Source organism: Klebsiella sp. CN_Kp066 (assembly GCF_040065135.1).
GTDB lineage: Bacteria > Pseudomonadota > Gammaproteobacteria > Enterobacterales > Enterobacteriaceae > Klebsiella > Klebsiella oxytoca.
In genome coordinates, this window is the sequence record NZ_JBEAIU010000040.1 from 196,176 (window position 1) to 214,602 (window position 18,427).

The following is an 18,427-nucleotide window of genomic DNA, read 5'->3' on the forward strand; positions in this document are numbered from 1 at the left end:
CTAACCTGTATTCTATTTCCCGACGCAGCGGCAAACCTCACTTTCGCCAGCTCTCACTCTCCTGGTCAATGAACAGCGTAGAGGCCATCAGATATCATTTTTAAAATCTATATTTATCCTATCTGAAATTATTGATATCTATATTTATCGTCGGGGTTGGGCTGGCTGATGGCTTGCGAGCGGTCAAACGTACTCAACATATCTTTTTGGATACGCGCAATCTTTTCCGCCTCGGGAATGGCCTGATTGCCTTCGCTCATTGATTAGCATCAATAAACTCCGTTTGTTTATATGTGAATTTAATATTTATTCATTTGTGAGATGTGAATTCTTTATTTATCGCAGTCAGATGATGAATGTTTTTGTTGATTTTGTGCGCATGATGCTTATTATTTTTTGTATTTTCATTTAAATGCTTAAGCAAAGTCTTATATTTGGCCTGAATACGGATGAGTTGCTCTATTCTGATGTCTGGCCCTGCGATGATTGTGCAAAGAAAATCGTTATGTTTGACCCATACGCCTCCAGGGAAGGAAGCGCTATGGCCAGGATATTGCGAGTGCGGCTGTAAGGCGGCCTCTGATTTAAGCTGAGGCTGCACGTCAGAGGGGCGCGAATAGCGGCGTCGCATTTCTGCTTATGCGCTGCATCGTTACTGGCTTAAGTAATGGCAAAGCGGGGCGTCTTTTATCTGGAAGATAAAAAAATTCAACGCCAATGGGAGCTCTTTTTAGCTGCGCGTTTTCATAATGTCGTGCAGAAGAGCGTTTATCTGGGCTGAGCAGGCGCTAAAAGAACGGGCGGGAAATAATCTGCGTCAGAGTGTCTAAGTTTTTAAAGGCCTTGAGTACGAGCAGGATGCATGCGTGAAACTTTAACTTCATGCCATTCTGGCGATACATCAATTATCCCGCGCCCTCAAATACAGACTTTGATATCGCTATATTCAGAAAGGCGTTTGAATAAATTCTAAAAGACGCTGCGTTGACTCAGAAATTATGTGCCGAAATGAACACGCTGGCCCCTGAATTAATCGGGTGCGTTGTTTAATCAATTATCCGGAAATGGCTGATGTTGGTAAATATCAACACCGCTTCGCGAAAGGCAAGCCGCAGTACTGGAAACAGAGAGTACTCGTTGTTTTCTGTTTAAACAACAACCTGATCCGGGCGTGCTGTTGGGGTGAGATGAATCCCTTTCTGGATATGGAGGCGCTTTCTGTCGCCCCGTCAGGCGAGGGTCTGTAAGCGTTATAGAAAAGTTTAAGGGTGAGGGCCGTCAATCGGAAAATAGCGCGGAGCAGCCCGACAAAGCCCTGGAAGACACGGACGTGACCCTGTCGCAGGTGGGTCTGATATCAAAAGCGTAATACAGGAGCAGGGATGAAAACAGTACGACCGTTATGGGGACGGGGGCAGATGATCTCTCCCCAACATTTTCAGCAGGAAACCGCGCAATCGGCCTGGCAGACAGAGTATGTCGCCCGGCTGGGGGCGATTCATCCCTGGGGAGTGGCGCGGGCGGAGTTTAATACCGCGCTGCTGAAGCAGGGGAAACTGAAAGCCGACCACCTGTGTGTGCGTTTCGCCGACGGCACGCTCATTGATAGCGATAACGCCGATGCGTTGCCGCCGGTGATGAACCTGCCGGAAACAGAACATCACGAACTGACGGTGGTTCTGGCGCTGCCCCATGAGCATGAGAACGGTGGCAACTGTCTGCAACCGGAGCAGAGAGCGGAGCGTCCCGTGCGCTGGCGTCTGGCCTGGCGGGAGGTGCGAAACCGCTATGGGGAGGACTGCCGCCAGATTGCGGTAATGCAGCCGGAGCTGACGCTGCGTGCGGCCGATAGCGACAACGCTGATTACCAGACCGTCGCCGCGATCCGTCTTACGCGCGATAGCCAGGGACACTGGTCGCAGGACGAGTCTTTTCTGCCGCCGCTGCTTAACGTACAGGCCAGCCGTTGGTTGAGGGAACAGACCGAACAGTTGACGGGTCAGCTCCGTGCGCGCCTGCAGCGCCTGATGTCTATGCGTCGGGAAAGCAACGAGCGAATGGCCGACTTCGCGGTAGCGGACGTGTCGCTGTTCTGGCTGCTGAGTGCGCTCAACAGCGCTGAGCCGTTGCTCGGCCATTTTGTTCGTCATCCGCAGGTGCATCCGGAACGTCTGTATACAGCGTTGGCCGGTCTGGCAGGTAGCCTGCTGACCTTTTCTCTTGAACACACTACAGCCGATATTCCGGCCTATCGTCATGAGCAGTTAACGGCGGTCTTTCCTCCATTGTTTGACTTGCTGGGGGTACTGCTGGAAGCCAGTCTGCCATCGAGGGTGGTGGCGATTGACATGGTTCATGATGAACGACGCAAGCGCTGGCATGCCCGTCTGCACGATCCACGACTGCGTGAAGAGGCGGATTTTTATCTCTCAGTACGATCGGCGCTGCCGGTAGCGCAGCTACTGGAGCAGTTTCCGCTTCAGTGCAAAGCGGGCAGCCCGGATGAAGTCGACCGGGTCGTTAACGGTTCGCAACCCGGCATCCCTCTGCGCGCGATGAGCCACGTTCCGGCGGCCATCCCGCTGCGCCTGGAGAACCAGTATTTCACCCTTGATATGGCCCATCCGGCGGCGCGAGCGATGCTGTTGGAAGGCAGTTGTGTCTTTTACGTCCCCGGTCTGCTGGGCGCCCCTGAACTCGAACTCTATGCGGTACTGCGCTCATGAAACAGGATACGAATATCGACGCCCTGATGGCTGACGCCTGGTTGACGGTGACGGAACTGCGGTGCGGGGCGAGACTGGCCGACGGGGAGGGCGAACGCCTCTGGCGACATTGCGTAGAGCATATTGAAAAGGTCATGGCGGAACTGGAGACCGCGGGCCTCAGCGAGGCGAGCCGTCGGCATATTCTCTACGCCTGGTGTGCGCTGCTGGATGAGACAGCTAAAGGACGTGAAGGTGAGGATGATGCCTGCATCGTCTGGTATGACCGTCCGCTGCAGGCGAAATACTTCGGTGCCCTGGACGCCGGCGATGCGCTGTATGAGCGGATGCGACAGGTTCTGCATGAGCCCGCGCCGGATGTGGCGGTACTGACCTGCTTCCATCGCGTGTTGATGCTGGGCTTTAAGGGATGTTATGCCCTGGATGAGCCGGTTCGCGACCAGCTTATCACCAGACTGGCGGAGCGCGTTTCGCCGTTTGAAACCGACCAGAGCCAGCCTGTACTGGCGGGTATATCCGGGCGTAGCGGCCTGGCGGACGGGTTGCGACGCTGGCCGGTTTGCCTCGGGCTGTCGCTGGTTGCGATCGCCGCGCTGTGGCTGGGGCTAAATCATTGGCTTGATTCCCTGATTACAACCCTGCTGCCCGGGGCGGAAAAATGAGCGTGAACCATTTGCGCCTGTTATGGCTCTGGGCCGGGATCCTTGCGGTACTGCTCTGTTTGCTGTTTCTGCCGCTGGCTACCGGCGGGCGGATTCTGGCTGTTGCGCTGATCCTGACCGCAGTCATCGTTGCCCTGATTGTCGCCGGGCGCAAGGGGGAATGGGGACTTACAGAGGATGCCTGGCTGGATGACATTCCGGACGCGCTGTACCGCCTGCCGGTGGTGCTGGTCTGCGGTGATATCGCCAGGTGGCCGGAGTGCGGGGTGGTTTTGCGTACGGCTCAGGGCTGCTGGTTAAATGTTCCTACCGCCGAACTGCAGCAGACGGTACGTACTCTTCTGCGTAAACGCCCGGATCTGATATCGCAGCTGGCGGTGATGGTCTGCGTTTGCCCGCAGTTGCACGGTGATGAGGCGGCGCTGGCGGTCGGGCTTAATGAGCTGCGCTGGCAGCTGAACCAGGCGCGGAGCGACTGCCGCCGCTCGGTGCCTTTACTACTGAGCAGTCACGTGGCAGGGGCGTCTGTTCCTCACTCGCTATGGCAGACAGCGCAGACCGGGGAAGCCATGCAGGTGTGGCAGGCGAATGACGCGCCTTGCTGCACCGGGACCTGGCTGGCGCAAAAGAACGGAAGGGAGCGTCTGGCCACACAGGTGAGGATGAATGCGCTGGTTCGCCTGACGCACGAGACGGCGCTGGCTATGCTGACGGCGCCCTCTGTTGATACGCCCCCGGTGATACCCGCTATGATGCTGTATCACATGACGCCGTCGGGGGCACCGGTTCTGCCTCAGAATCTGTGGCAGCGCTGGTTGTCTCATCATACCGCTCTGGGCTCACTACCTGGCTGGCAGCCTGATACCTCATCAGCGGATGTCCTGTTGCCGGATTTTATTCTGCCACTGTTGCCATTGGGCGTCAGCGAGACGCCACGCGCCAGGATTTTACGCCGGGCGTTCTGTCTGTTCACCCTTGCCATTCTCATCGCACTGTGCGCCAGCGCGTGGAACAACCGCCAGCTACTGCAGCGGGTGGGGTTCGATATTCAGCACTATGAGCAGATTGCGATGGTTGACTACGCCTCGAAAGCCCGCGCCCTGCAAATCCTGAGTGGGGATGCGGTTCAACTGGATCAGTGGGCGCGCCGCGGTGAGCCGCTGAACCTGAGTCTCGGTCTGTATCACGGGGCCTATTTACGCATACCGGTGTTGGCCGCGATTCGTTCCTGGGAACCCCCACCTCCGCCACAAAAACCAGCACAAAAAACCGTGCCGAAAACCATCCGCCTCGACAGCATGTCGCTGTTCGATACCGGGAGGTGGGCGCTTAAGCCCGGATCGACAAAGCTGCTGGTGCACTCGTTGGTTGGCATCAAAGCAAAACCCGGCTGGCTGATTGTCGTTGCGGGCCATACCGACAGTACCGGTGAGGAAAAAGCCAACCAGATACTTTCGCTGAAGCGTGCCGAATCGGTGCGCGACTGGATGCGTGACACCGGAGATGTACCGGAGAGCTGTTTTGCGGTGCAGGGCTTCGGCGAGAACCGTCCTGTAGCCACCAATGAAACGGTTGAAGGGCGTGCGCTGAACCGCCGTGTCGAAATCAGTCTGGTACCGCAGGTGAATGCCTGCCAGCCACCGGGCATGCCTTCGGCCTTATCGCGGGAGAGCGGCGCGTCAATCAATGAAACGGAGAAGTAGCATGGCAACTCCGGTCTGCCTGTTGCTGAAGAGCAACGGCGGAGCGGATATCACAGACTCCCATTCGCCAAACGTAGGTGTCACTACATGAGCCTGAAACGGGCAGGTTTTCCTGTCCGCAGTTATTTTGCTGAGCAGCCGCGGGGCAAGTGTTCAACAACGACAAAAATTGGTCTGCTGGCCTGATGCGCTTTGGTAAGTGAACAGCGACGGGCGGTAGCGTACCTGAAATGATTGAAGAGAAACTCTCATGGAAAATCCCGCCATTTTGTTACGTCGTCTTCACCCAAACTGCGCCCGCGCAACAGAAAGTCTCTTCTGCCTGCCGCCTGACGTCGGAAAAAGCCTGCTCTGCCAGCAGATATTACCGGCGGTAAGCCAGCTGCGCTTAAGCCCTGTGGCTGCAGGACAGTTGCCTCAGCGCCCTTCTCCGGGTCGGGACGATAAGAAAATGATTGCGATGACGTTTGAGAAAGAGGTGAACGAATGAGTGATATCCCGGCACAGCAGTTCAGCCACAACCATCCTCTGTTAACGGTGCGCGGCTGCCGCGCCCTCCTGGACGTGCTGGCCTTTGAAGGCGATGAGGCCCTGAGCGAACCGTTCAGCTACCAGATTGAATTCACCAGCGCCGACAAAACCCTCACGCCGCAGCAGATGCTGATGCAGGATGCCGCCTTCACCCTGCTGGCCCCGGTTGACCAGGGCTTCGGGGTAAAAATCCGGCAGCCGGTACGCACGATTCAGGGCGTGGTGACGGCGTTTGTGCGCCTTTCCGCCTCCCGGGACGAAACGCATTATTCCCTGACCCTGCAGCCGCGTCTGGCGCTGCTCTCCCGGAGCCACCAGAACCGGATTTACCAGGATATGTCGGTGCCGGATATCGTGGAGCATATCCTGCGCACCCGCCACGGCATGCGCGGGGAGGACTTTATCTTCACGCTGGCGCAGGCGTACCCGCGTCGCGAGCAGGTGATGCAGTACGGCGAGGACGACCTGCGCTTTATCACCCGCCTGCTGAGTGAGGTGGGTATCTGGTTCCGCTTCACCGCCGACACCCGGCTGAACATCGACGTGGTGGAGTTTTACGACGACCAGCGGCACGACGGGCAGGGGCTGGTTCTGCCGTCTGTGCCGCCCTCCGGCCAGCACGACAGCGGTACCGAGTCGGTGTGGGCGCTGAAAAGCCGGCATCGCGTGGTGCCGCAGTCGGTGTTCACCCGGGACTATAACTACCGCAACGCGCCGGCGGAGATGAGCCTCAGCATCGATGTCAGCCGGGGCGACAGCACCACTTACGGCGAGGCGTACCACTGGGGGGGTAACTACCTGACGCCGGGCGACAGCCATCCGCGCGACCCGGCGCCGGAGAGCGGGGCGTTTTATGCCCGCCTGCGTCACGAGCGTTACCTGAACGACCAGTCCCGGCTGAGCGGAAAGAGCAGCTGCGCGACGCTCGCCCCCGGTCAGGAACTGAAGGTGAGCGGCGGCGAAGAGGTCACCGGCACCTTCCGGGAGGGGGTGATGATAACCCACCTCCACAGCCGCGCCCGGCGCGACCGCAGTTTTGAGGTGGCCTTCCACGCCATCCCGTACTTAGAAGATTACGGCTTCCGCCCGGCCACTATCGCCAGGCCGGTGATGGCCGGGACGCTGCCGGCGCGGGTCACCAGCACGAAAAGCAGTGATATCTACGGCCATATCGACCGCGACGGACGTTACAGGGTCAGCCTGCTGTTCGACCGCGACCACTGGCCGCCGGGGGAAGAGAGCCTGTGGGTACGCCAGGCGCGCCCGTATGCCGGTGACACGTACGGCCTGCATCTGCCCCTGCTGGCGGGAACCGAGGTGGCCATCGCCTTTGAACAGGGCGACCCGGACCGGCCGTATATAGCCGGTGTCCTGCACGACTCGGCGCACCCGGACCCTGTCACCATCCGGAACTATAAACGTAACGTGCTGCGCACGCCGGCGAACAACAAAATCCGCCTCGACGACGCGCGGGGAAAAGAGCACATCAAGGTCAGCACGGAGTACGGCGGCAAGAGCCAGCTGAACCTGGGGCATCTGGTGGACGGCGGAAAACAGCCGCGCGGGGAGGGATTCGAGCTGCGTACCGACAGCTACGGAGCGATACGGGCCGGGAAAGGGATATTCATCACCGCTGATGCACAGATGAAAGCGCAGGGGCAGCAGCTGGCGATGGAGCCTGCAACCAGCCTGTTGAGGGGGGCGCAAAACCTTATTGCCGGTTGGGAGAGTGTGACGCAAACGCACCGTAATTTCTCACCAGATATGGATACGTTAAAGCAGTTTGTTGAAAAGGCGGACCAGATAAAGAAACCGGTATTGTTGATGGAAGCACCGGAGGGGATAGGGAGCGTTACGCCAGAAAGCATTCTTCTGCACAGTGGCAACGGTTTGTATATGCAGAGTATTGGAGAAGTCAGTATTGCCAGCGAGCAGAGGCTTGCAGTGAATGCCAGCCAGGCGATATCGTTACTTTCCCGCCAGGAAGGTGTTCGTCTGGTATCTGCAAAAGGCCCGCTGAATATCGAATCTCATAGCGATATTCTCTCATTAACGTCTCTTCAGGATGTTACCGTACAGTCCACACAGGGACATCTTCAGCTTACGGCGAAGAATGGTATCACTATTGGGTGTGGCGGCGCTTACATTCGCTTGACTCCGCAGGGAGAAATTGAAATTCATGGACCTGGCCTGTTAAGTCTGAAAGGACAACATAATTTGCAGGGGCCAGCCAGCGAAGATTTTCAGTTGCCCGATCTGCCTTCATCAGTATGTAAAGAATGCCTCAAACGGGCTCAGGAACTGGCTCAGGGTTTTGTGCCGAGGGACGCGTAAATGGACAACATAAAGATCTGGCTGGATAAAATCCAGCTGACGTGTCAGCAGATTGGTCACAATTATGTCGATATGATTATCGATCAGTGCGGCGTGAATTTCTCCGTCATTCCGGCTCTTTCCGGGTTTTCTCCGGCAATAAAATGGCAGTCCCTCTACCAGGGATTGCCGGAGAATATTTACCCGGACGATGCGCCTTTGCTGGTACGTATTGAGCTGGAAGATGCTCAGCAGGTGCAGTGGTTATATGCATTGGCTCGTGAAGCTGTGGCAACAGCGCCTTTACTGGTGCTGGGGTCATCCTGGCGGTTCGAAGTTTTGGCTGAATGGTTGATCCGTTGCATTGATGCGCAGCATGAGGGGCGTGCAGGGATATTTCGCTTCTGGGATACGCGTATATTTTCGTATCTTTTTACCCATGTTCTTAGTGATGAACAGCAAAGTCAGCTCCACAGACCGACATTATTCTGGAGCTGGCTGGATCGCGACGAAGCACCTGTTTTGCTGGAAGGCAATGGGGCGGCATTAGGTGAAGAGGAATTGAGTGAGCAAATCATATTTACTGATAATCAGTTTGAAAGTCTGATGTGTCTGTGTGATGCAAAACAATTATTGGTTTATCAGCCATTACCGAAGAACCTTTTTATGAACAGAGAAAGTGAATTTTCTGCTTGCTTTAAGGCTATGCTGGCTGCGACAAAAGAAGGTGTGCTTTTCGAAGATAAACGTAATGAGTGGGTGGCTGAGTATATTCTTAAAAATAAAATTTATTCTGATGAATGCGGTTCTGGTGTCAATAATCTATAAAGTCATCAGGAGTGGTATTTTCAATAGGGATCATAGCTACTTACATCGGAGGGGGTATGTATTTGGATAGTGATACAAAAGTTATTATCTCTGGAGCGGTAATATTACTGGTTGGAATCATTGTCTGGAAAAAACAAAGCTTTTTTATTGCTCTGGTGTTTTGTGTTTTGTTTATCAAAGCGTCTATGATGTTTTTAGCGATAGTTATGCTATTATCCTGGGGAGAGCCGGAAAATTCTTTTTATTTTATATTTCCTGTTATTAGTGTTTTTACCGCTGTGTTTTTTCCTGATAAGCGTTGGCCAAAACATACCGGACACATATACAGATGTTCATCATGCATGAATTTTGTTAACTATAAATTCGATAAATGTCCCCATTGTGGCTCTGACATGGATTCAAAAAATATTTGGAAAAAAAAGACCAAACAATAAGCGGCTATTAGATGACGGTTGAATCTAATGATAACCCTGTTTATCCGGTTAAAATAAGGGAACCTGAGATATGTCTATAATAAAGTCTGATTTAGGCTGGTATCCACCGCAGGGACGATGGCTGACACGCTTTGTTTTTATCGCTGCGGCGATATTGCTGGTTGGTTGTGACAGGCCTGCCAGAGAAAAGAATGTTAGCGGCGGCAGCGGTACCATAGAAGCGGTTAACCATACCCACTGGGCGATAAACCATTTCAGCGTAGATGGGCAGTCAGGGCTGGATATTATCGGCCCCTGGCAGGGGGGCGGCGGTGGCTGCTGTTACGGTGTGCCAACGAAATGGAAACCGGGGATGAGGGTGAAAGTTGAGTGGGAAACCGGTGTGGGAGGGTCTAAAGGTTTTCCTGGATTTGCTAATACAGATAAGTACTTAGAATGGGAAAAAAAAATCAAAGCTCAAAACCGGAAACATAGCCAGACAGTATCGGTTCCTGACTATACCGGGCAAAAAACCTGCGGAATAAAGGTTCACTTTTTACCCTGCGATCAAATAAAAGTCACCACCAGCTGCTACGACTACGGCAATCCAAATTATCCGATTAAAGATCCGATCAAAATGGAGGAACCCAAAGTATGTCCACAATGAAGCCTGATGCAGTCTGGTATCCTCCGCAGTTTCCGAAGCAGGTACGATGGTTGACGCGCCTTGTTTTTATCGCTGTGGCGATGTTGCTGGCTGGTTGTGACAGGTCTGCCAGAGAAGAGAGTGTCAGCGGCGGCAGCGGCACCATAGAAGCGGTTAACCATACCCACTGGGCGATAAACCATTTCAGCGTAGACGGGCAGTCAGGGCTGGATATTATCGGCCCCTGGCAGGGGGGCGGTGGCGGCTGCTGTTACGGCGTGCCAACGAAATGGAAACCGGGAATGACGGTGAAAGTGGAATGGGAAACGGGTGTCGGTTATTCAATGGATTTTCCAGGATATGGAGATGACGCTAAATATTTAGAATGGGAAAAAAAATAAAAGCTCAGAACCAGGAACATAGCCGGATAGTCCCAGTTCCTGATTATACCGGGCAAAAAAACTGCGGAATAAAGGTTCACTTTTTACCCTGCGATCAAATAAAAGTCACCACCAGTTGCTACGACTACGGCAATCCAAATTATCCGATTAAAGATCCGATCAAAATGGAGGAACCCAAAGTATGTCCACAATGAAGCCTGATGCAGTCTGGTATCCTCCGCAGTTTCCGAAGCAGGGACGATGGTTCACACGCCTTGTTTTTATCGCTGTGGCGATATTGTTGGCAGGCTGTGACAGACCCGCCAGAGAAGAGAGTGTTAGCGGCGGCGGTACCATAGAAGCGATTAACCATACACACTGGGCGATAAATCATTTCAGCGTAGACGGGCAGTCAGGGCTGGATATTATCGGCCCCTGGCAGGGCGGAGGCGGTGGCTGCTGTTACGGCGTGCCGACGAAATGGAAACCGGGAATGACGGTGAAAGTGGAATGGCAAACCGGAGAAGCTTCCACAGATGATTTTCCAGGATATGAACATTGGGATAAATATCTGGAATGGGAAAAAAAATAAAAGAAAGTCATCGGGAGCATAGCCGAATAGTCCCTGTTCCCGATTATACCGGGCAAAAAACCTGCGGAATAAAGGTTCACTTTTTACCCTGCGATCAAATAAAAGTCACCACCAGCTGCTACGACTACGGCAATCCAAATTATCCGATTAAAGATCCGATCAAAATGGAGGAACCCAAAGTATGTCCACAATGAAGCCTGATGCAGTCTGGTATCCTCCGCAGTTTCCGAAGCAGGGACAATGGTTCACACGCCTTGTTTTTATTGCTGTGGCGACACTGCTGGCAGGTTGCGATCAGTCGGCGCAAGTGGAAAGTGTCAGCGGCGGCAGCGGCACCATAGAAGCGGTTAACCATACCCACTGGGCGATAAACCATTTCAACGTAGACGGGCAGTCAGGGCTGGATATTATCGGCCCCTGGCAGGGGGAGGCGGTGGCTGCTGTTACGGCGTGCCGACAAAATGGAAACCGGGAATGACGGTGAAAGTTGAGTGGGAAACGGGTGTGGCTTTTGCCGATGATGTACCTGAAATTCCTGAGCCGAAACGACCTGATACCTCCGGGATGAACGAGAAAAATTATTATCAAGTATGGCAAGTGTATTTTGATGAAAAACAAGAATGGTATAGGAAAATTAAGGCACTGAATAAAGCGCATACAAAAATAGTCCCTGTTCCCGATTATACCGGGCAAAAAACCTGCGGAATAAAGGTTCACTTTTTACCCTGCGATCAAATAAAAGTCACCACCAGCTGCTACGACTACGGCAATCCAAATTATCCGATTAAAGATCCGATCAAAATGGAGGAACCCAAAGTATGTCCACAATGAAGCCTGATGTAGTCTGGTATCCTCCGCAATTTCCAGCACTGGGCCGATGGCTGACACGCCTTGTTTTTATCACTGTGGCGATATTGCTGACAGGTTGCGATCGACCCGCGAAAGAGGAGAGCATCAGTGGCGGTAGCGGCACCATAGAAGCGGTTAACCATACCCACTGGGCGATAAACTATTTCAGCGTAGACGGGCAGTCAGGGCTGGATATTATCGGCCCCTGGCAGGGGGGCGGCGGTGGCTGCTGTTACGGCGTGCCGACGAAATGGAAACCGGGGATGAGGGTGAAAGTTGAGTGGGAAACGGGTGTGGCTTTTGCCGATGATGTACCTGAAATCCCTGAGCCGAAACGTCCTGATACGAAAGCCTCTTACCAAGTATGGCAAGCATATTCCGATAAAAAGGAAGAGTGGTATAAGAAAATTAAGGCACTGAATAAAGTGCATACAAAAATAGTCCCTGTTCCCGATTATTCCGGACAAAAAACCTGCGGAATAAAGATCCACTTTTTACCCTGCGATCAAATAAAAGTCACCACCAGCTGCTACGACTACGGTAACCCAAATTATCCGATTAAAGATCCGATCAAAATGGAGGAACCCCAAATATGTCCACAATGAAACCTGATGTAGTCTGGTATCCTCCGCAGTTTCCAGGTAACGGACGATTACCCACACAAGCGGCGCTAGTCGGACAAAACTGTAAGCAGCAGGACAGCCATGAACTGGCTTACCGCAATGAACTTTGCCAGGCGGCGGGTCGACTGGTGGAACCGCCGTGCTGTAAGACGCTGCATATCAGCCTGTTTTTCGACGGGACCGGTAATAATCTGAACAACGATCTTTATATCGACGTTCCTAAACATCCCACCAATATTGCCCGTCTTTTTCGCGCAACCATTGGCCAGGGTTACGCCGGTGGCGTCCAGGGACATGCCGGGGAACTGGTGGATATGGAAGGGACGTCGGGTAATAAATATTACAAGTACTACATCCCTGGCGTCGGCACCCCCTTTCCGGAAGTGTCGGATCTGAATTACAGCACGCCCGGCATGGCCTTTGCCACCTATGGCGAAGAACGAATTAACTGGGCGCTTATTCGCATTATCGATGCCTTAAGACGCACGCTGGGCAAACCTGCTTTATCCGATAATGAAAGCTGGAAAGCGGTGAAAGACATGACCTCTCGTACAGAAGATTTCGGGACTTCAGGTCAATACCGACGTCAAATAGTATTCCGGCGGCTTTTAAAAGATCTGGAACCCGACCTGAAGCTGGCGCTGAATCAGCCTGAACCCGGTAAACCGAAACTGCTGGGGATTAAGCTGTATGTATACGGTTTTTCACGCGGAGCGGCGGCGGCAAGGGCTTTTGTCAACTGGCTGGTTGAACTGCTGCCCAATTCTTTCAGAAAAGGAACGAAGCCGGATCTCTGTCTGACGCTGGAAGGCGCTAACTGGAAGGTGCCGCTGAGCGTCGAATTTCTGGGATTGCTGGATACGGTGGCCTCTGTTGGCGTGGCGCATATCGCCCCTCTTGCGGAAGGACATATGGGCTGGGCCGATAATGCAATGGAGCTGCCCGATAACGGCCTGATTAAAAATTGCGTGCATCTGGTTTCTGCCCACGAGCAGCGGCTCTGTTTTCCTCTGGATTCGATTTGCCGCCATGACGGAATCTATCCGTCCTATGCCAGAGAGATGGTGTATCCCGGTATGCATTCGGATATTGGTGGTGGTTATATGCCCGGTGAACAGGGGAAAGCAACGGCGGATGACGACGGCTATTTATTATCGCAGATTGCCTTGCATGATTTATATGCTACAGCATTTGATGCTGGTGCTCCTCTGAAAGTTCCTGAAGATTCACTTCCCTCAACAATATCTTCAGATAATTGGCGTGTTATGCCAGGTAACTTAATTTCAGAATTTATGGTTGCTGATACATTGATAAATAGTTTCAACGCCTGGCGTGAATTAACATTAAACCTTCCCTCATCTCTGGAAAAAATAAATGATGAGAATGCTGCCAGATACGAACCTGTACGTGCATCAGTCAACGTTATTACCGCGCTGGAAGTTCAAATCACCTGGATAACCGCCTGGCGTATCGGTCGCTATGCGAGTGGCAACTATACAAAACAGCGGTTTTATATTGATGCAGCCGCAAACGGCATGGATAAAGACAGCGACCCCAAAATTAGAGAGGCTTCCGAACAGGCGCGAGATATAAAACAGCGGAAAGTAGAGAAAACACGGCGTAAAATGCAGGAGTCTGCTGAAAAAGATACCTATATCCCCTATCCGCCGGGGCCGAAAGATTTTGATCCCGCGTTGGGGCAGACGCAGCTGCGCCAGGCTGCGGAAGAATTTCGCGAGGACTATCAGCTAAAACAGCGTGCCGTAACCGGAAACTGGATATATAAGGGAATGGATAAACTGAGTAACCTGGTTTATACCTTCAGCGATGATGATGTAAGTGGCGAATATATAAAGATAAAAAAAGAGGCCAATGAAAAATATTCAATGCTCTTTCCTCCTCAGGGGGAAAGCAGCAACGAGCAACAACCCGGAGGGCTGGTCAGAGCATTATTTGACGATCAGGTTCATGATTCCAGGGCCTGGTTTATGCAGGCGACGCTTGATGCCAGGGAACCGTGGGGAAGTTACTTTTTATACCGGATGATCTATTTCGGTGAGCTGATGAGTAAAAATATTACACCTCTTGTGAAATACGGGCGCTTTATTGAGGGGAGATTTAAAGATACGGTTCCTGGCGTTGATTTTATTATCGAGCGAGCTGAGAAAGGAGGGGCTATTATGGGTGAAAACTCCCCGCCTGAAATAAAACAAAAAATATCCGTGGTAAACAGCTCTGCGGATATTCCCCTTACCATGTTGTCCGATCTTCCCCTTCAACCTGCGCTGACAAACGAGCCAGCGGAATTAATCGCCTGGCAGCAACAATCGCGGGAAGCGGAAAAACTGGCCAGTACGAAAGCGGCGATAGCCTCACTGTGGCCATAACGAAATGGCGTTCTGATATACGGATGCCTGTGTAAATAATACAAGGAATAAATATGAAACAGGTAATACGCGAAGGCGATACCCTGCGGGAGTATGGCGGTAAAGTTCTGGCCGGACATTATCTGTGTTTTGGAAAAGGCATTGCCACTAAAGGCGATCCGGTAAAATGCAATAAGCATGGTATGACCACGATTATTGAAGGCAGTTCGCTGTCAAAAGTGGATGGTCAGCCCGTCGCTCTTCACGGACACCGCTGCGCCTGTGGCTGTACGCTGGTGAGTTCTTTTCCCGACTGCGGTATTGCACAGTGAGACCGCTACCTGATTTTCCTGATTATCGCACCGCTAAACCGCCTGCGGCAAAACGCTGGCTGGGGGCCGGAGCATTACTGGTCCCGGCGGTCGGCGCTGCGAGTGCGTTATTACGGGGAACAGATGCAAGCTCCGGGATCGTTTTTGCCGCGATGCTTTTCACGTTAACCGTCATGGGGCTTTTCTGGCTTCTTTCTCTGCTGTATTACCGGTTTTCAATTCACCACTCATCCACCTGGAAAGCGGAGGTGGCACAGGTACAAAGTCACTGGTGGTATCAGCATCGTCGGCAGTTTTCCCTGGAGGATGTGGTGCTGATTGGCCCTGCCGGGGCGGAGATGATGGACTGGTTGCGTTTGCTTAAGCGTAAGCAAAAAGCGCCAGCAGAACGTCAGGAGGCAAACGGTAAAGCGCTGCGTGTGGCGCGTTCTTTTTCTTCCGATGCGACGGAACGTGAAAATCAACTGGCTCGTATGCTGGTACTACAGTGGAAACGGCAGCGCGAAGGCAAAAAATTGCTCTCGCCGCAGCGCTTTTACTGGCAGGGGAGCGAGAGCGTATGGCAGGCGTTTGTTGCACAGATAAAGGACTCTTTTCCAGGCATTGTGCTGCCTGAATTACCGATTATGTGGAAGGGAGAACGTTCACTGTCAGATATTGCAGCCTTTCTGGATTCAGAGGGCGATGGCACGCAAATTCTGGTGGCTGGGTGCCAGTCTGAAGTCCCCTCGGCAGAGGATTTGCTGCCTGCCGGAGAAGCCGCTGCCCTGTGGCTTGTGAGTGCTGAGGGGGCTGTATTGCTCTCACAGGGGGAATATTTTTCCCCATCGGCAACGGAATATTTGAAGGATGTCTGTGAACGAGCACAGAAGCAAAGTGAACTTGACTCAGCACCTGACGCCTGCATTCTTTTTTCTCACCCGCAACAATCTGAACTGGCAGGCAGCGGCTGGAACGTTACTCATCATTTGCAGGACAATTTTTGGGGTAATACGGGAAAACTTGAGGCGCTTGTTGTGATATCACTTGCTGCCATTTTCGCACAAAGCCAGTCGCAACCCTGCGGCTGGATAGCCACTGATCCTTTACACCCCCTGGCGCTTGGAATTGTTAAACCTCATGAAAACAGATAAAAATCAGAAAGAAACTATTTCTGCTGCGTTCACGGTGGTACTTACAGCCGTGGCGATCACGTTCCTTATTTTACTGGGGGGACTGGCGTACTGGTTTTTCATAGGTGACCATGCTGCAAAATGGTCGGTTATCTATCCGATTCTGCTGGTGTGCGGTCTTCTCTGGATTGTGCTGGTATGTGTCGTATCTCTGGTTTTTCTGGCGATACATCTTTGGATCATCAGTCGAGCCAGGCGTTCATCAGCGGCTGGACAGAGTACATCAGCAAAGACGCTGGCGTTGAAACGCCCGATGCTATCGAAAGAAATAGCCACCCATCTCCGCCGCCGCTATACCCGTTTCTGGCGCCACAAAGTCCGCCTGCTGCTGGTGGCCGGTGAACCCGCGCACATTGCCGCCATCGCCCCCGGTCTGGCGGAAAAGCAGTGGCTCGAAGGCCACCGCACGGTGCTGATTTACGGCGGCACTCTGTCATCGGCGCCGGATACTGAACGCCTGACCGCCCTGCGCAAGCTGCGCCGCAGCCGTCCGCTGGACGGCATCGTGCTGGCGCTTGATGAGGCGCAGGCGACCAGCGCTAGCCTGGATAACCATCTTCGCACCCTCGAGCAGGTCGGGGAGGCCCTGCGCTGGCAGCCGCCGGTGTACCTGTGGCAGGTGACTGACAGCGCCTGGCCGCAGGATACCCGCATCAGTCAGACGGTGGGGGCGCTGTTCCCGCCCGGCGCCACGCCGGAGGGGGTGGCGCAACAACTCCGCGCCATTCTGCCGTCCCTGGGGGAAAGGGGAATGCAGCAGCTGTGCGCCGACCCGGCCCATGATTATCTGCTGCGCCTGGGGCGCACGCTTGAGGGGAGCGGCATTGCCCGCTGGCGTACGCTGCTGACGCCCTGGCTGACGGAGCGCCTGCAGCGCGTTCCGCTGCGCGGCCTGATGTTCAGCCCGCCGCTGGCGCCGGACACGACCGCCGGGGAAGCGCCACATCCTCACCGCTGGTCCGCTCCGGCGGCCTGGCAGGGAGTGACGGCGGACTGCGCTCAGGCGCGGGGCGTGCGGGCCGGTCTGCCCTGGCAGCGCACATCGGGGGTTATCGCCCTGTCGCTGATGGCCCTGTGGGGGGCGGGCAGTCTGGTCTCCTTCGCCGTTAACCGCCAGCATATTGTCAGCGCGGCGCAGCTGCTGGTGAGCTCTCCCGCGGTGAATGATGAACAGCTGATGGCGCTGCAGGCGCTGCGTAACGATATCGGACGGTTACAGCACCAGCAGGCGCATGGCGCGCCCTGGTATCAGCGCTTCGGGCTGGACCATAACGCCCCGCTGCTGGCGGCCCTGATGCCGTGGTACGGGCAGGCGAATAACCGGCTGATACGCGATGCGGCGGCGCAGGCGCTCACAAAGCAGCTGAACGCGCTGGCAGACCTGCCGCCGCGCAGTCCGCTGCGCGAGAAACGGGCGAAGCGGGGCTACGACCAGCTGAAGGCGTACCTGATGATGGCGCACCCGGAGAAGGCGGACGCCGCGTTTTTTGCGCAGGTGATGAAAACCGCCGAACCGTCCCGTCCGGGGTTGTCCCCGGCGCTGTGGCAGGAGATGGCGCCGGATTTGCACACCTTTTACATGCAGAGCCTGCCCGCGCTGCCGTCCTGGAAAATCACGCCGGATGCGGCGCTGGTGGCGCAGGTGCGCAGGGTGCTGCTGGAGCAGGCAGGCCAGCGCAACGCCGAAAGCACGCTCTATGAGAACATGCTGACGGCCGTCCGGCGCAACTATGCCGATATGACGCTTGAGGACATGAGGCCGCAGACCGACGCCCGCCGTCTGTTCAGCACGGGCGAGGTGGTGCCGGGAATGTTCACCCGCCAGGCGTGGGAAGGCGGGATTCAGGACGCCATCGACGCCGCCGTGGCCTCGCGGCGCGATGAAATCGACTGGGTGCTGAGCGACAACCGTAACACCGTGTCCACGGATGTCTCGCCGGAGGCGCTGAAACAGCGGCTGACGAACCGCTACTTTACCGATTTTGCCGGAGCGTGGCTGAACTTCCTTAACAGCATCCGGCTGAATCCGGCGCACAACATCACCGATGTCACCGACCAGCTCACCCTGACCGGCGATGTCCGCCAGTCGCCGCTGATTGCGCTGATGAACACCCTGGCCTGGCAGGGGCAGACCGGAGAGCAGGGGGAGGCTATCTCTGATTCCCTGGTGAGGACGGCGAAAAATCTGCCGGGTAAGGATAAAAAGCCGGTCATTGACCAGCAGGCAGCCGGTCCGCGCGGCCCGCTGGACAGCACCTTCGGCCCGCTGCTGACCCTGACGGGCAAAAACA

Annotated in this window: 16 protein-coding genes and 2 pseudogenes; 17 read left to right on the forward strand and 1 reads right to left on the reverse strand. The window is 54.4% G+C overall.

What is annotated here, in order from left to right; translation table 11 throughout:
- Positions 1-128 precede the first annotated feature (128 nt).
- Positions 129-260 (reverse strand): hypothetical protein, encoded by a 132-nt coding sequence (locus ABLV75_RS16570; RefSeq protein ID WP_016808558.1) that lies wholly within the window; start codon positions 258-260, stop codon positions 129-131.
- Between the two features lie 1,122 nt (positions 261-1,382).
- Here ABLV75_RS16570 and tssK point away from each other — a divergent pair.
- From tssK to ABLV75_RS16655, 17 genes and pseudogenes are all read left to right on the forward strand, one after another.
- A complete protein-coding gene (tssK, locus tag ABLV75_RS16575; protein ID WP_049127451.1) occupies positions 1,383-2,726 on the forward strand; it encodes a type VI secretion system baseplate subunit TssK in 1,344 nt (447 codons plus the stop codon).
- Positions 2,723-3,388, forward strand: a complete 666-nt coding sequence (gene tssL, locus ABLV75_RS16580; RefSeq protein ID WP_004101485.1) for a type VI secretion system protein TssL, short form — start codon at positions 2,723-2,725, stop codon at positions 3,386-3,388. The genes tssK and tssL overlap by 4 nt, the downstream gene beginning before the upstream one ends.
- Positions 3,385-5,091, forward strand: coding sequence for an OmpA family protein (locus ABLV75_RS16585; RefSeq protein ID WP_004101486.1), 1,707 nt, complete (start codon positions 3,385-3,387; stop codon positions 5,089-5,091). Before tssL ends, ABLV75_RS16585 begins: the two co-directional genes overlap by 4 nt.
- Before the next feature lie 250 nt (positions 5,092-5,341).
- Positions 5,342-5,581 (forward strand): hypothetical protein, encoded by a 240-nt coding sequence (locus tag ABLV75_RS16590; protein WP_004101487.1) that lies wholly within the window; start codon positions 5,342-5,344, stop codon positions 5,579-5,581.
- Complete coding sequence (gene vgrG, locus ABLV75_RS16595; RefSeq protein ID WP_348855029.1) at positions 5,578-7,956, forward strand: type VI secretion system tip protein VgrG; 2,379 nt, start codon at positions 5,578-5,580, stop codon at positions 7,954-7,956. The genes ABLV75_RS16590 and vgrG overlap by 4 nt, the downstream gene beginning before the upstream one ends.
- The gene (locus ABLV75_RS16600) at positions 7,957-8,763 is read left to right on the forward strand and encodes a DUF4123 domain-containing protein (protein ID WP_023320818.1); all 807 of its coding nucleotides are present in this window, start codon (positions 7,957-7,959) and stop codon (positions 8,761-8,763) included.
- Between the two features lie 62 nt (positions 8,764-8,825).
- On the forward strand, positions 8,826-9,197 hold the full coding sequence (locus ABLV75_RS16605; RefSeq protein WP_133497834.1) for a hypothetical protein: 372 nt from the start codon (positions 8,826-8,828) through the stop codon (positions 9,195-9,197).
- 70 nt (positions 9,198-9,267) lie between these two features.
- The gene (locus tag ABLV75_RS16610) at positions 9,268-9,843 is read left to right on the forward strand and encodes a DUF3304 domain-containing protein (protein WP_023320820.1); all 576 of its coding nucleotides are present in this window, start codon (positions 9,268-9,270) and stop codon (positions 9,841-9,843) included.
- Entirely contained in the window at positions 9,831-10,223 is a 393-nt protein-coding gene (locus ABLV75_RS16615; RefSeq protein WP_275943693.1) for a DUF3304 domain-containing protein, read from the forward strand. The genes ABLV75_RS16610 and ABLV75_RS16615 overlap by 13 nt, the downstream gene beginning before the upstream one ends.
- Positions 10,208-10,417, forward strand: a complete 210-nt coding sequence (locus tag ABLV75_RS16620; RefSeq protein WP_348855031.1) for a DUF3304 domain-containing protein — start codon at positions 10,208-10,210, stop codon at positions 10,415-10,417. The genes ABLV75_RS16615 and ABLV75_RS16620 overlap by 16 nt, the downstream gene beginning before the upstream one ends.
- Positions 10,405-10,988 (forward strand): annotated as a pseudogene (locus tag ABLV75_RS16625) (DUF3304 domain-containing protein). The gene ABLV75_RS16620 and the pseudogene ABLV75_RS16625 overlap by 13 nt, the downstream one beginning before the upstream one ends.
- Positions 10,976-11,625 (forward strand): annotated as a pseudogene (locus ABLV75_RS16630) (DUF3304 domain-containing protein). Before ABLV75_RS16625 ends, ABLV75_RS16630 begins: the two co-directional pseudogenes overlap by 13 nt.
- Complete coding sequence (locus tag ABLV75_RS16635; RefSeq protein ID WP_017146031.1) at positions 11,613-12,248, forward strand: DUF3304 domain-containing protein; 636 nt, start codon at positions 11,613-11,615, stop codon at positions 12,246-12,248. The pseudogene ABLV75_RS16630 and the gene ABLV75_RS16635 overlap by 13 nt, the downstream one beginning before the upstream one ends.
- Positions 12,236-14,653 carry a DUF2235 domain-containing protein gene (locus tag ABLV75_RS16640; RefSeq protein WP_064356557.1) on the forward strand — a complete coding sequence of 806 codons (2,418 nt, stop codon included), beginning with the start codon at positions 12,236-12,238 and terminating at the stop codon, positions 14,651-14,653. Before ABLV75_RS16635 ends, ABLV75_RS16640 begins: the two co-directional genes overlap by 13 nt.
- 53 nt (positions 14,654-14,706) lie before the next feature.
- On the forward strand, positions 14,707-14,964 hold the full coding sequence (locus ABLV75_RS16645) for a PAAR domain-containing protein (RefSeq protein WP_004101503.1): 258 nt from the start codon (positions 14,707-14,709) through the stop codon (positions 14,962-14,964).
- Positions 14,961-16,097 carry a hypothetical protein gene (locus ABLV75_RS16650; RefSeq protein WP_224227003.1) on the forward strand — a complete coding sequence of 379 codons (1,137 nt, stop codon included), beginning with the start codon at positions 14,961-14,963 and terminating at the stop codon, positions 16,095-16,097. The genes ABLV75_RS16645 and ABLV75_RS16650 overlap by 4 nt, the downstream gene beginning before the upstream one ends.
- A partial coding sequence (locus tag ABLV75_RS16655; protein WP_348855034.1) for an ImcF-related family protein occupies positions 16,084-18,427 on the forward strand: 2,344 nt, incomplete at its 3' end. The genes ABLV75_RS16650 and ABLV75_RS16655, both read left to right, overlap by 14 nt.

Coding starts and splice junctions, on each gene's coding strand:
- ABLV75_RS16570 (WP_016808558.1), bottom strand. CDS start 260: ATGAGCGAAGGCAATCAGGCCATTCCCGAGGCGGAAAAGATTGCGCGT.
- ABLV75_RS16620 (WP_348855031.1), top strand. CDS start 10,208: ATGGGAAAAAAAATAAAAGCTCAGAACCAGGAACATAGCCGGATAGTC.
- ABLV75_RS16615 (WP_275943693.1), top strand. CDS start 9,831: ATGTCCACAATGAAGCCTGATGCAGTCTGGTATCCTCCGCAGTTTCCG.
- ABLV75_RS16635 (WP_017146031.1), top strand. CDS start 11,613: ATGTCCACAATGAAGCCTGATGTAGTCTGGTATCCTCCGCAATTTCCA.
- ABLV75_RS16600 (WP_023320818.1), top strand. CDS start 7,957: ATGGACAACATAAAGATCTGGCTGGATAAAATCCAGCTGACGTGTCAG.
- tssK (WP_049127451.1), top strand. CDS start 1,383: ATGAAAACAGTACGACCGTTATGGGGACGGGGGCAGATGATCTCTCCC.
- ABLV75_RS16645 (WP_004101503.1), top strand. CDS start 14,707: ATGAAACAGGTAATACGCGAAGGCGATACCCTGCGGGAGTATGGCGGT.
- ABLV75_RS16610 (WP_023320820.1), top strand. CDS start 9,268: ATGTCTATAATAAAGTCTGATTTAGGCTGGTATCCACCGCAGGGACGA.
- ABLV75_RS16590 (WP_004101487.1), top strand. CDS start 5,342: ATGGAAAATCCCGCCATTTTGTTACGTCGTCTTCACCCAAACTGCGCC.
- ABLV75_RS16640 (WP_064356557.1), top strand. CDS start 12,236: ATGTCCACAATGAAACCTGATGTAGTCTGGTATCCTCCGCAGTTTCCA.
- ABLV75_RS16585 (WP_004101486.1), top strand. CDS start 3,385: ATGAGCGTGAACCATTTGCGCCTGTTATGGCTCTGGGCCGGGATCCTT.
- tssL (WP_004101485.1), top strand. CDS start 2,723: ATGAAACAGGATACGAATATCGACGCCCTGATGGCTGACGCCTGGTTG.
- vgrG (WP_348855029.1), top strand. CDS start 5,578: ATGAGTGATATCCCGGCACAGCAGTTCAGCCACAACCATCCTCTGTTA.